The organism is uncultured Roseobacter sp., assembly GCF_947491795.1.
Taxonomy (GTDB): domain Bacteria; phylum Pseudomonadota; class Alphaproteobacteria; order Rhodobacterales; family Rhodobacteraceae; genus Roseobacter.
Window position 1 is genome coordinate 375,208 of record NZ_CANLKW010000003.1, and the last position, 12,716, is coordinate 387,923.

9 protein-coding genes are annotated in these 12,716 nt (G+C 57.0%); all 9 read right to left on the bottom strand.

Going from position 1 to position 12,716, the window contains the following annotated elements; translation table 11 throughout:
* Positions 1-52: 52 nt before the first annotated feature.
* The 9 genes from Q1A34_RS13670 to bhcA all read right to left on the bottom strand — a co-directional run bounded on the left by Q1A34_RS13670 (position 53) and on the right by bhcA (position 12,627).
* Positions 53-931, bottom strand: coding sequence for a dynamin family protein (locus Q1A34_RS13670; RefSeq protein ID WP_300035025.1), 879 nt, complete (start codon positions 929-931; stop codon positions 53-55).
* 44 nt (positions 932-975) lie between these two features.
* Positions 976-3,048 carry a dynamin family protein gene (locus Q1A34_RS13675; RefSeq protein WP_300035028.1) on the bottom strand — a complete coding sequence of 691 codons (2,073 nt, stop codon included), beginning with the start codon at positions 3,046-3,048 and terminating at the stop codon, positions 976-978.
* A gap of 1,286 nt (positions 3,049-4,334) precedes the next feature.
* Positions 4,335-5,180, bottom strand: a complete 846-nt coding sequence (locus Q1A34_RS13680) for a protein phosphatase 2C domain-containing protein (protein WP_300035031.1) — start codon at positions 5,178-5,180, stop codon at positions 4,335-4,337.
* Complete coding sequence (locus tag Q1A34_RS13685; RefSeq protein WP_300035034.1) at positions 5,164-6,366, bottom strand: FHA domain-containing protein; 1,203 nt, start codon at positions 6,364-6,366, stop codon at positions 5,164-5,166. The genes Q1A34_RS13680 and Q1A34_RS13685 overlap by 17 nt, the downstream gene beginning before the upstream one ends.
* 92 nt (positions 6,367-6,458) lie before the next feature.
* On the bottom strand, positions 6,459-7,964 hold the full coding sequence (locus Q1A34_RS13690) for a serine/threonine-protein kinase (protein ID WP_300035037.1): 1,506 nt from the start codon (positions 7,962-7,964) through the stop codon (positions 6,459-6,461).
* Between the two features lie 256 nt (positions 7,965-8,220).
* Positions 8,221-9,198 carry an iminosuccinate reductase BhcD gene (gene bhcD, locus Q1A34_RS13695; RefSeq protein WP_300035040.1) on the bottom strand — a complete coding sequence of 326 codons (978 nt, stop codon included), beginning with the start codon at positions 9,196-9,198 and terminating at the stop codon, positions 8,221-8,223.
* A gap of 80 nt (positions 9,199-9,278) precedes the next feature.
* Positions 9,279-10,442 (bottom strand): 3-hydroxy-D-aspartate aldolase BhcC, encoded by a 1,164-nt coding sequence (gene bhcC, locus Q1A34_RS13700; RefSeq protein ID WP_300035043.1) that lies wholly within the window; start codon positions 10,440-10,442, stop codon positions 9,279-9,281.
* Positions 10,443-10,454: 12 nt separating this feature from the next.
* Complete coding sequence (bhcB, locus tag Q1A34_RS13705; protein WP_300035046.1) at positions 10,455-11,426, bottom strand: beta-hydroxyaspartate dehydratase BhcB; 972 nt, start codon at positions 11,424-11,426, stop codon at positions 10,455-10,457.
* 10 nt (positions 11,427-11,436) lie between these two features.
* Entirely contained in the window at positions 11,437-12,627 is a 1,191-nt protein-coding gene (bhcA, locus tag Q1A34_RS13710; RefSeq protein ID WP_300035049.1) for an L-aspartate--glyoxylate aminotransferase BhcA, read from the bottom strand.
* Positions 12,628-12,716: the final 89 nt, after the last annotated feature.

Consider the following 12,716-nt stretch of genomic DNA (forward strand, 5'->3'; position numbering starts at 1 on the left):
TTCGGAACACAGCTATCAGTATCCATCGATGATGCAATTTTGGTTAACGGACTCAGGAGAATTTGGGCGCGAATGACACTTCGTCATCTTCGTCCGGGTCAGGTCGGGCGGGCCGGACAACTCGCTGGCCAGAAGTTACGGGTCTTCGAGGTGTCACGGAGCCTTCAGCGGCAGTATAGAGGAGTTCCGGCTCACCAACTTCAGGATCGGCTTCGTACGATGCGAGACCTACGGGTAATGGCTGGTCGTCTGGCAACTCCCCGCGCGCGGCAATTTCTTCTCTCAAAGACCCGACAATCTCGAGAAACCGCGCGACAAACTGATCTGCACCACTTTCTTCCCAAAGGGTTTCATCGTCTCCGCTGTCGCGCGCCTGCAACAATGAGATCATCAGCGTATCAGCGAAAACATCCTGAGTTTCAGCCGTTACCCGTCGCAATACCCGGGCTTTGTCGCGCTGGGTGGCCAACATGTCTCCACGCGTCAGCAACAGCAGCGAGCGCGCGTGCAATTCTTCCGGCAGTGATTTCCATACTGCGGCCTCACTCTGGCGCCAGGCCTGTGTCGCAGGACTGCACCACACAACTCCATCCGCCAGCGGCAATACGCGCTCCCAGACATCAGACGACATGTTCGGGTCAGATATTCCGGGAAGGTCAAGAATATCGCAGTGTTTCAGGATTTCCTCACGACAACAGACACGGATATATGCGGTGCCTTCACTGGGTATCGATCCCGGGTTTTTCAGGTCGCATTCTTTTTCCGTACCGTCCAGGCCAACAAGCACCGGTTCACTGTCGCCCCACGTCACCCAGACCGGTGGAAGCTGGGTTGCGATGACCTGCTCCGGCAGGTGATTTGTCCCGATCATCAGATTTGCCAGCGTGCTTTTGCCCGCGCTGAATTCCCCCATCAGGGCAATTCTGGGCAATCGAAAGCCTGTTTTATCTGCGGCGGAAAATTTCGGAGAACCGGTCATTCTGCCACCAGCCCCCTGAGGGTTTCAATCGCAGTCTTCATCTGCAACTGCCGTTCACGTGGTGCACTGTTTTCTACAAACTCGGCGAGTTTCCCGGCCCCCTTCTGATACATCTTTTCCATAGTTTCAAACACGGACAATTGCTCGTTAACAAAAGTCTCAAATTCCGCGCAGGCTGTCTGACGCACGCTTTCAGCAAGGTCGTCGCGCAATTCTTCAACAAAAGGATCCGTTTCTGCCCGTATCAACTCGACGAAACCGGAAGCGTAGGCCTTGTATCCTTTGCGCTGGACCCACCAGCGCTTCCACCAGCTGCCCTGAAGATCCAGCGCAATGGTGCGCCCCAATGAAACCGGGGGCGGCACCTGCGGCGCTGCCGGCAGTGTTATCGGGATATCTTCAGAGCCGAGGCCGAATGCCTGGTGGTAGACACCGGCGATCTCCTCTGCCGCTTTGCCTGCCGCTTTGTCGAAAGCAGCCGTGCTTTTGCGCGCCAGAACTTTATGCGAAGCGCTCAGCAGTACCCGCAATCCGGCCGGATCATATGTCCATGGGCTCTGTTCGCCGAACTTTTCCAGGTGAACGGTCAACGACGCTGTTGCGCGCTCCAGAAAGCTTTCCTGCACTCTGTTCATGCGTTCAGAAAAGCTTTCGATGATTTCGTCGAATGCTTTGTCGAGATCACGGGCTGCAGATTCTGCGATTTTGTGCATTTTTACCCTGGCGTCATCAACAGACAGGCTGCCCTTGTTCCTCTTCGCCGGATCAGCATCCAAAAGGCTGTTTGCAGCAGTAAGGCCATTGGCCAGGTTCAGTCCGCTGGTCGCCGCCCGGTGCAGCATGGCCGCGCCAACTCCCTGTTGAATCCGTTCCGCAACTGCTTTCTGAAGCTCCGGAAGTCCGGAGAACGCCCATGCAGCCTCAAGCGGATCATCCATCGACAGGTCTTCAGCCCCGGCAGGTGGGTTTTCGTGTGAAATTCGCGTGTCCAATGCACGCTTGCTGGCCGGCGGAAGCGAACCGAGATCTCCATCGAGAGCTGCACAGGCCCAGAGTGCGCTGCCGAAAATGACCTGCGCATCTGTGGGGCCATTGTGCGCTTCCAATGTGTCGGCAATTGACTTTGATATCTGATTTATCTGCGCGGGCGGATCGGCCAGTTCATCTGTGCGGTTTACAAAAATCAGAACATCACGCGATTTCACATGCGCAATCAGTCTGATCAGTGCAAGGTCGGTTGAAGAGAGCGCCTGATGTGCCGACAGCACAACGACACAAAGCCTGCTGTCGCGTATGGCCCGGATTGTAATCTGCTCGCGCATGAGAAACGTGTCGTTCACGCCTGGTGTGTCGCGGATACAGATTGGCATTGGCAGGGCACCGCGCTGCAATGAGATATCCGCAGACTTTGTGATATCCGCAAAACGACCCTGTTCATCACCGCCGGGACCGTCAGGATCTTCGTAGTCGTCACCCAGGCACACGTACCGTTCCACAAGTTCCTTGTCGAAATAGCCGTAATCATGCTCCTGACCGAGAAGCATCTCAAATTTCCGCCCCAGGCGTGCTTTGGACTTCTCGCGCATGCGCGAGACCTGCTCTTTGATCTGTTCCAGTTCCTCGTCCGCACCTGCGCGGCTCGCAAGTTCGCCAATGCGCCCTCCACCGCACACCAGCTTTTCCCACTCGTCCTCGTCAAAAAACCGGAAGATCGCGGTGTTTTTAAAATCCGGCTTTTCGGGATGCATATGCAAAGACGTTACGACGGACGTCCATGGGTTCACATCAGCAGGCAAAAGATCGTTGTGACCAGCAAATGCGTTCACAAGAGTAGTTTTACCAGATTTTATTTGCCCGATCATCGTAACGCTGGGTTCAAATGCATCAATCTGGCGGACTACCCGTGCCGCGCGGCGGGCGGCATTTTCGTCGGCGCAGGTCTCAATCACTTTGAGCGCATCACGCAACCGTTCTGTATCCTCGGCCAGAAGATGCAGATCAGACAGCCCGGCGGAGAGCAGTCGGGCGACTGCAAAATCCGTCCGGTCAGTGATGTTCATAACGTTCATGCCAGCCCTCCTGGCCAGCGGGACCGGCCAGAATACGGCGTCGTGACCGTGATCAGCCTCCGTATTCTGCGCATTCATGCCCCCGGGGTAAAAACCTGCTCACGCCCAAAATGCAGTCAAAAAGTGCATACTTTGTGACTTTTGGCTGGCCAGAGTGTTAAGTTTACCGAGGATTTGAAACAAAATTTTCAAGTTGGAGGTCGCGAGACAGCTGTACAACAATGGATACTGCGTCTGCGGCGGAACGTGTGTCGTTCTCCAGGCCCATCAGCACAAGCCTGTCACTTGCGTCAATAAGCTCATCTTCCCAGTCGCGAAGCCCGGTGCAGTCGGTATCATTTTCTGACACTGCATCGCTCAATGCTTCGGACAAGCTGTTACAGATATCGAAAACTCTGTCCGTTTCCTCATCACCTGCGGAACCGATTGTGACAAGCTGCTCTGCGTGTTCCGAAATGAGCGCGCGTACTTTTTCAAGTCCGGGACCCCAGTATCTGGTCGGGTTTTCACTGGTTTCTTTTTGCGGGAAGGCTTCGACGCTGTGGCGTTCGAGAAACAGGAGGGCGCTGTCCAAGTCAGCACGACGTCCAGACGCGGCAATACGCCGGACCGTTTCGCAAAGAGCCGTCATTCCACTTGCGGAACGCTGGGCAGCATCCGGCGTTCCACCGCTGCTCAGAACGGCCTCGACCGATTTTGCAGATGTCGGGAACATGCTGTGAAATTCTTCTGAGACGATGTACTGCAGCGCGTCAATTCGTTCTTTCAGTTGGCCCGCGTCCATCAGTTCGTCTGCTTTTGTCAGCACCAGAAAACTGTGGTCTTTCAGATGATCAGGCGCTTCTGCCCAGATTTCAGCTTCGTTGGCCGCAAACGACTGACTGCACCACAGCACAATATCGGCCAGTTCGAACGCGTCCTGAGTCGCTTTACTGAACGCCGCTGGCTCGGTGGGCAGATGTATATCGATCAGGCAGATGTCCTGCAGGAATTCAGCATCAATGCATATCGGCGGTCCTGCTTCCGGAACAAAGTCAATGCCCGGGTTCGCGCCTGCACGCACGTAAACAAAGGTCGTTTCCTCTGGTTCATGGGCAGGTACTTCCTCGTTGATCAAAGCCTTGCACAGGGTGGATTTACCACTGCCGCCGCTACCCAGTACCACAACTCTCACGCCGGTTTTGAGACGGCTGTACAAGTCAAGGGCATGCGCCCGGTTCACCGCGCTGAGGGAAGACGCCGAGGTGGCAGCATTCAGTCTTTTCAGCGTGCGTTCAAACTCTTCACTATCCGGCACGGCGTATGCCTTCCCCCTGCACTCCGGAGTGGCCGGTCGCACCGATACTGGCGGCTTCCTGCAGTTTAACCAAAGAGAACGAAACGTTATCGAGCTCGGGGTCTTCCAGTGCAATGACCCGGTCCATCAGGTGATCTGCAATCGCTGCACTGCTGTCGTGGCTGTGTTCTGTCAGCACAGTTGTGATTTCTTCGTCTGTCAGGAACTGCAGACCGTCGCTGGCCACAATCAGAATATCGCCTTGTGCCAGAGAAAATGGGGCGTCCGGGCAATCCACATGGGGTACACTTTCTCCGAACAGGACGGATGTCAGAATATTGCGGTCCGGATGATGGCGCGCCTCTTCCGCACCCATCAGACCATTGCGCACCATGAAATCGATCTGTGGCGCCATCGAGTGATCCTCGTTCAGCTGCCTGAGCGCTCCGTCACGAAACAGAAACAGCGGCGAGTCGCCTATGGATATCCAGTAAAGATGCTGGTTGAGAATGACAGTGGCAACAAGCGTTGCACCCATCCCGTGCGTTTCGGGATGCGCCTGGACATGCGCGCGCAGGCCAGCGTTGGCAGCCATTGCCGCTTCGGTCAGGCGGGTTTTGATCTGCTTTTCAAAACCCTCGCGGTCACCGCATTGAAACATCAGTTCACTGAAGACCTCTGTCACGACGATCTTGCTCGCAATGTCGCCCGCCGCGTGACCACCCATGCCGTCTGCCAGCACTGTAAGACCGATGTCAGAGCCTCGGGAGTAATCCGCAATAACGGCGTCCTCCTGGTAACTCCGGCCGCCCTTGCTCAGCGCCGACGCCGCATCAAAGTCAAAACGATGCGGCATGGCCATCTTCCGTCATCTCCCATCTGAAATCAGATCCGCACAGCGCTACGAAACGGAGTGTGGTTTCGCCGATACGGATCAGATCCGTATGGTTCAGCTCCTCTGTGCTCAGCACAGGGCGGGCGTTGCGACGGATGATGTTCGATTTGCCACCGTGGCCAATGTAGAACTTGTTTTGTTCCTCGTCATAGGCAATCGCCGCATGGTTCTGGCGTGAGATCGAGTTGTCACCGAAATCCAATCGGATCATCTGATCCTCACCGCGACCGATCATCGACGCACCGCTGAAGATACTGAAAGAATGACCAACACCGGGGCCTTCGACCACAACCAGCCAGCCTACCGGAAACTTCTCATGCTGCGGTGCCGCAGTGGCTTCGTTGACGGCACCAAACGGATCAGCAGGGTCCGGCTCAGCACGATTGAAACCCAGCAACCTGGTTTTCACACGACCTGCACGACGGCCAGCGCGGCCTTCGGCCGGAGCGGGCAGACTGGAAAGATCAGCTGCTGGTGCTGTATCCGGTTCTTGCGGGCCCGTCGCATCTGCCGGAGGCTGCACATTCAACTGATCCCTCGCAAATGCGCTGAGATCCAGACCACCTTCAGACGGCTCCGGTTCCGACTCTGCGATTTCCCCGGAAACCCGCACTTCTGCAGTTTCTGCGATGTCGGGAGACGTAGTTTCGGCAGGCGATGCGACTTGCTCATCCTCATCCCCCGGGGCTCCGGCCTCGCGCGCTCGTGCAAGCAGGGCACTGATGTCCGCGTCGTCCGAAGCGGTTTCGCCCTCGACTATTGCGATGTCTTCGCTTGTTTCCGACACCTCAGACGCGCCATCGAAGTCATCAGTATGGACCTCCGCGTAGAGAATTTCCGGCTCTTCTGCTGAATATTCTTCTGCAGGTGCTTCCGGCGCATCGCAACCTTCGTGGAAATCATTCGCTCCGAACGCGGATTGGTCCTCCGACGGCTCACCGATCAGATCTTCTTCTGCTTCGCCGGGCCCGGTCGTAGCGGGGGGTTCCGAATCCTCACTGCCCTGAACCGCAAACGGATCAAGTCCCAGCGGGCTGTTGTCTTCCAGAGACCCGCGCATTGCCTCGCGCAGCGCGTCCTCGTCGGGTGCATCCAGCGCGGTCGCCTCCTGTGACTGGTTCTGAAATACTTTTCTGAAAAGTGTCATCCGTTCGCCTTTCCTGTTTTTGCAAAAGCAGAAAGGGTCATCTGCCCGATGCCTTTCCGATGAGAGATTTCGTCTCGTTGCCGTGTCATTCTTCAGCCTCCAAGCCCGCCGCGGTGCACCCGGACGGACTGGCTGTCCGGTTTGTTCCAGTCCGCAATTCCCTGCTCCAGCATCTGCATCGGCGCACGCGCTGCGGCCTGTACCGGTTCAAATTGCAGGGCCACGTGGGTGTACAAAAAGAACGAACAGAAAACGACAGGAACGGTGGCGAGGCGCCGTTTGTTGAGCTTTACCTTCGGGAGTTTAACTTTTGGTGTGTCTTCGGCGTGAGACTGTTCGAACCTGACCCGCTGGGCGGCGGCCACAATTCGGGCATAGGGTGTTTCGCGGGCGGTCGTCTGCGCAGGCCCGTCAGTTGGATCAGCATCCGTTGCCCGACGTGCCGGGTGTGCATCCACGCCGTCGGAGGCGAGGATTTCCCCGTCGTCCAGTGAAAGAATTTCCTGCGGCCTGTCCGGTTTCGCCCCGATATCCTGGGGAACAGGGTCCGTGGCTTCAACCGCCGCCGCAGCTTTGGCAGTGTCGCCGAGGTCTTTGTTGACCCTGCGCACCAGATCCATCACCGTCAGATCAATAGCCTTATCATTCTGCGCTTCAGCGCGGGCGAGTTCTGTGCGCCGCCGGCGGTCAATCATCAGCGCCCATTCGCTGGCGGATTGCAACCGTTCGGATGGCGCGATGTTCATCGACTTGTCGATCGCCTGAAGAAAGGCCTCGTCATATTCGGGGAACCTGCCAGCAAGCGGTTCATAGAGATCGGGCTGGTTTGCCGCGAGTGCGCCAAGGCGCGCCTGACTGTTGGGCGGCGCCTCTCCGGTAATGAGGTGATACAGTGTTGCGGCCAGAGCATAGAGGTCGCTGCTGGGGGACTGCTGGCTGCCGGCCACGTAAAATTCCTGCGGAGAATAGCCGTCTTTGACCACCAGAACCTGCGACATTACCCGGCTTTTCCGGCTGGCTTCTTCGCGCGCGGCGCCAAAGTCGATCAGAACAGGGCGCCCGGTCGTATCTACCAGAATATTGTCTGGGGAGATATCGCGGTGCAGCAGATCCTGCGCATGGACATGACCGATGGCATCCAGCAGCTTGATGGCCATGGTATGTACTTCATGCGGCTCCATCACCGGACCGCCTTCTTCAATGATCTCCAGCAGATCTTTTCCGTCCACCAGATCGAGCGCCATATAGGCTGTTTCGTTATCCTCGAAAACCTGGTGCACACCCACCACGCTCGAATGGTTGAGACGCGACAGGGCGTGCGCCTCGCGGATAAAGAGCTTTACGATTGACTTGAAATCGTCCGAGTAGTTCCGCGTTCTGGCGCGGACCGTTTTGTTGACCCTCGCGCAGAATGCCTCCGGAAAACACTCTTTGATAACGACCGTTCTGTTCAGGCTGTCACGCGCCAGATAGGTGATCCCGAAACCGCCGCTGGAGAGATAGCTGATAATCTCATACTGACCGCTGAGCAGGCGGCTCCCCGGGGCAAGGGCCTCTGCGCATACCTCTTCGGGCAAATCTGCGTCCTGCGTGCTCATAGTTCTGTTATCGATCCGTAGCCTGCGAAAACCCGGCCCGGTTTCAGACGGACGGCGGGCAGTGATTTCGCAGTCAACTTACATCAGAAGCTGTGGCCAAAAGATGGCTCAAGATGGGTGTACGCGTGCCCAGAAATTCTGATTTATCGATAATTTTAAAATACTTACGGGGTATTTTTTGCCAAAAGTGCGACAGCCGGCGGGTGCGTGACCGCCGGCTGTACGTGTAATAACTGCCTGTCAGAACAGGAGAATTTCAGAGCGCGACGCGCGTCGCCTTGCCCTGCGCCTCCGCCTCCCGCGCGGCAACAGAAGCGACGGCGAGATCCTGAAGGCCTACACCAGTCCCGTCGAAAAGAGTGATCTCATCGGCGCTGCTACGGCCGGGGTGGTCCCCGTTGATCACAGCGCCAACCGGTGTGATATCTTTCTCTGCGATCAGCCCGCTGCCCACAGCATGCTGTGCTTCTCCGATGGTGATCGATTGCGCGATCTCATCGGCGAAAACCGTGGCACCCGCGAGGATCTGCGGGTCCACTTCCTGTTTGCCCCTGGTGTCTGTGCCCATGCAGGCGATATGCGTGCCGGGTTTGATCCAGTCCTTCATCAGCAATGGCTCGAAGGCAGAAGTAATTGTGATGATGACATCAGCCTGCGCCCCCAGTTCCTCCTGAGATACAGCCTCAAACGCCAGGCCCAGTTCCCCGGCCACCGCGCCCAGACGGGGGAGCATGTCAGGATGCGGGTTCCAGGCAACCACTTTCTCAAAGTCACGCTGCTCTGCCGCCGCACGCAGCTGGAAAGTTGACTGGTGCCCTGCCCCGACCATGCCGAGGACCTTCGCGTCCTGCCGCGCCAGGTGCGCAATTGATACCGACGACGATGCCGCTGTGCGCACGGCCGTCAGATAGTTGCCGCCAACCAGCGCCTGCAGCATACCTGTATCCGGATCAAACAGAAAAATGGTGGATTGGTGGTTGGTCAGCCCTTTGTCCATATTCCCGGGCCAGTACCCTCCCGACTTTACACCAAGCGTCTTGCCTGCGCGGTCAAACCCGGACTTGAAGCCATATAGGGCATCCTCGTATCCGATGGCTTCGCGGATCACCGGAAAATTGTATGCGTCGTCCCGCGCCATGGCGCCGAATACAGCTTCGACAGCCGTAAACGCATCTGCGCTGCTCACAACTTCTGCACAAACGTCTTCACCAACGATCAGTAATCCTTCGGACATCGGGTCTTCCTGTCTTTGTCTTGAAGTGAAACGCGCCCGGGATGGCCCGGACGCGCGAGTAAGGGTGCGTGCCAGGCAGTTCAGTAGGCTTTGCCGCGGGCAGATACCGGCCAGAGGGTTTCGACCTTGCCGCCCCGCACACCGACATACCAGTCATGCACGTTGCACGTAGGATCGCAGTGACCCGGCACCAGTTTCAGCTTGTCGTTGACCTTCAGAACAGCATCGGGGTCAGCAACGACACCATGCTCATCCGAGCATTTGACATATTCCACGTCATCGCGCCCGAAGATGGTTGGCAAACCGCTGTCCACAGACTGTGCCTTGAGCCCGGCATCAACAATCGCCTTATCTGCTTTCGCATGGCTCATCACCGATGTCAGGATAAAAAGCGCGTTTTCCCACTCACCCTGGTCAATGCGGTTGCCATCCTTGTCCAGGATCCGGCCATAGTCCGCATCCATGAAAGCATAAGAGCCACACTGCAGCTCGTTGTAGACGTTCGAATTGGACTCGAAGTAGTAGCTGCCTGTACCACCGCCGCCAACGATGTCGCACTCCAGACCTTCAGCCTTCAGAGTATCGACCGCATCCTGCACCATATCGATAGCAATCTGCGTCTTGGCCTTGCGCTCGTCGTAGGAATCAAGGTGCTGCATCGCGCCCTGATAGGCCTGGATACCGGCGAATTTCAGACCCGGTGCGGCATCAATCGCCTTTGCCAGCTCAACCACCTGCGGGGTCGTCGTCACACCACAGCGGCCCGCGCCACAGTCAATCTCCACCAGGCATTCAATCTGGGTGCCGTGACGGGTCGCCGCTTCGGAAAGGTCGGCCACATTGCCCGGCATGTCCACACAGCAGATCGTGCGCGCACCAAGTTTGGGCATCCGCGCCAGACGATCGATCTTGGCCGGCTGAGTCACCTGGTTGGAAACCAGTACATCCTTGATGCCGCCGCGGGCGAATACCTCCGCTTCCGATACTTTCTGGCAGCAGACACCGACAGAACCGCCCAGCTTTTCCTGCAACAGCGCCACGTCTACCGATTTGTGCATCTTGCCGTGAACACGGTGACGCATACCGTGGCTGGCCGCATAGTCGCCCATCTTTTTGATGTTACGTTCCAGAGCGTCCAGATCCAGCACCAGACAGGGTGTCTGAATTTCACTCTCATCCATCCCGATGGCCGCCGGAATGTCATATCCCACTTCGTAGTCTTCAAAGTTTACTTGCTTGTTCATTTCATTCTCTCCTCAGCCCAGTGTCCAGGGCAGTTTATCCAGATCCACATTGCCGCCGGTGATCACCACACCTACGCGTTTGCCGCGAAACAAGTCGGGGTTGCGCAGGATCGTGGCCATTGGAACCGCACAGCTCGGCTCCATCACAATCTTCATGCGTTCCCAGGTCAGCTTCATCGCATCGATGATCTCCTGTTCGGACGCCGTCAGGACATCCGTCACGAAATTCGATACAAAATGCCATGTGTTTTCTTTGAGTGGCACTTTCAAACCATCGGCGATGGTATTCGGCGCGTCATCGGCGATGATATGACCTGCACGGAAGGAACGCGCCGCGTCGTCGGCCTGATCCGGCTCGGCGGCATAAATTTCCATATCCGGGGCCAGATTGGACAGGGTCAGGCAGGTGCCGGAAATCATACCACCGCCGCCGATGGGTGCAATCACTGCATCCATGTTGTCGACCTGGCTGAGCATCTCCAGCGAACACGTCGCCTGTCCGCATATCACACGCGGGTCGTTGTAGGGATGCACAAATTCAGCACCTGTGGCTGCCTGTACTTCCGCGAAAAGTGCCTCGCGGCTTGTCGTGGATGGCTCACATTCAGTGATGATCCCGCCGTAGCCGCGCACCGCCGCCTTTTTTGCCTCGGGCGCCGTGCGGGGCATGACAACATGGCACGGGATGCCCCGTCTGCCTGCAGCATAGCTCAGTGACAGCGCATGATTGCCGGACGAGTGCGTCGCCACGCCCTTTTTCGCCACTTCGTCACTCAGACCGAATACGGCGTTTGACGCCCCGCGCACCTTGAATGCGCCTGCTTTCTGAAAATTCTCGCATTTGAAGAACAGTTCCGCACCGGTCAGCTCATTGAAGTAGCTGGACGTCAGAACGGGCGTTTCGTGTATATAGGGCTTGATGCGCGCGTGCGCAGCACGCACATCCTCGATTGTGAGGTCAGGCCCGGTTCTCTGATCCAGCATGATATCTCCCTCAGGCTGCGGATTTAACGGTCGCGCCGCTGTTGGCGCGCAGGAATTCCTGGGCCGCAGCAACCCCGCTGCCCAGTTCAACAGGATAGTCCAGATCTGCCATAGCCATTTCAATTGTGGCGAGCCCGGACAGCACCATAACGTCCGTCAGGCTGCCAAGATGTCCGATACGGAAGGCTTTTCCGTTCATCTCTCCCAGTCCGATGCCAAAAGACACACCATACTGGCTGAACGCCTGATCCGTCAGCGCATTGCTGTCAAAACCCTTGGGTACATAGATGGCGCTAACAGTGTCAGAGTAGAGGTCCGGACTGTCTGCCACAAGGTCCATACCCCAGGCGCTGACCGCGCGACGCACGCCTTCGGCAAGACGCGTATGGCGTGCATAGACGTTGTCGAGCCCCTCCTCGAACAGCATCTTCAGGCTTTCACGCATACCGTAGATAAGCTGCAGCGGCGGTGTATAAGGAAATCCGCCCGACGCGTTCGCCTCCATCATGTCCCGGAAGTCAAAGAACGTTCGCGGCAGCTGTGCCGTTTTCATGTGATCAAGTGCTTTTTCGCTCACACCAAGGATGGCCATGCCCGTGGCGAGCATGAACCCTTTTTGTGAACCGGACACAGCAATATCCACACCCCATGCATCCATGTCGAAGGGCATCGATGCCAGCGAACTTACACAATCCACAAACAGCAGTGCGTCGTGGCTGGCCGCATCCATCGCGGCGCGCACAGCAGCAACGTCAGACTTTACGCCCGTGGCCGTTTCGTTGTGTGTCACAAGAACGGCTTTGATCTCGCCCGCTTTATCTGCGGAAAGGGCCGCTTCGAATTTTTCCGCCGGAGCGCCGCTGCCCCACGGGCACTCGATTACCTGCACATCAAGACCGTGGCGTTCGCACAGATCAATCCACTTGTGACTGAACATGCCGTACCGGGCGACGAGCACTTTGTCGCCTGCACTCAGTGTGTTACAGACCGCAGCCTCCCAACCGCCCGTACCGCTCGCGGGGAAAGTGATGATCTTGCCAGACGCCGTCCCGAACACTTTTTTGGTGTCCTCAAGAACCGGTGCGAATGTTTCAACGAAATCAGGGGCCCGGTGATCGCGGGTCTGAACCTGCATGGCCAGACGCAGCCGGTCGGGTATATTTGTCGGGCCTGGGATAAATACGGGGTTCTGATCTGACATAGCGGTATCCTCTCCTGTCTCGCCTTTGAGACTAAACGATAGCGCGGCGATTGCAATTTTCTCGAAATCGTTTTTCAAAAATGAAATTA

Coding starts and splice junctions, on each gene's coding strand:
- Q1A34_RS13675 (WP_300035028.1), bottom strand. CDS start 3,048: ATGAACGTTATGAACATCACTGACCGGACGGATTTTGCAGTCGCCCGA.
- Q1A34_RS13680 (WP_300035031.1), bottom strand. CDS start 5,180: ATGCCGCATCGTTTTGACTTTGATGCGGCGTCGGCGCTGAGCAAGGGC.
- Q1A34_RS13685 (WP_300035034.1), bottom strand. CDS start 6,366: ATGACACTTTTCAGAAAAGTATTTCAGAACCAGTCACAGGAGGCGACC.
- Q1A34_RS13690 (WP_300035037.1), bottom strand. CDS start 7,964: ATGAGCACGCAGGACGCAGATTTGCCCGAAGAGGTATGCGCAGAGGCC.
- bhcD (WP_300035040.1), bottom strand. CDS start 9,198: ATGTCCGAAGGATTACTGATCGTTGGTGAAGACGTTTGTGCAGAAGTT.
- bhcC (WP_300035043.1), bottom strand. CDS start 10,442: ATGAACAAGCAAGTAAACTTTGAAGACTACGAAGTGGGATATGACATT.
- bhcB (WP_300035046.1), bottom strand. CDS start 11,426: ATGCTGGATCAGAGAACCGGGCCTGACCTCACAATCGAGGATGTGCGT.
- bhcA (WP_300035049.1), bottom strand. CDS start 12,627: ATGTCAGATCAGAACCCCGTATTTATCCCAGGCCCGACAAATATACCC.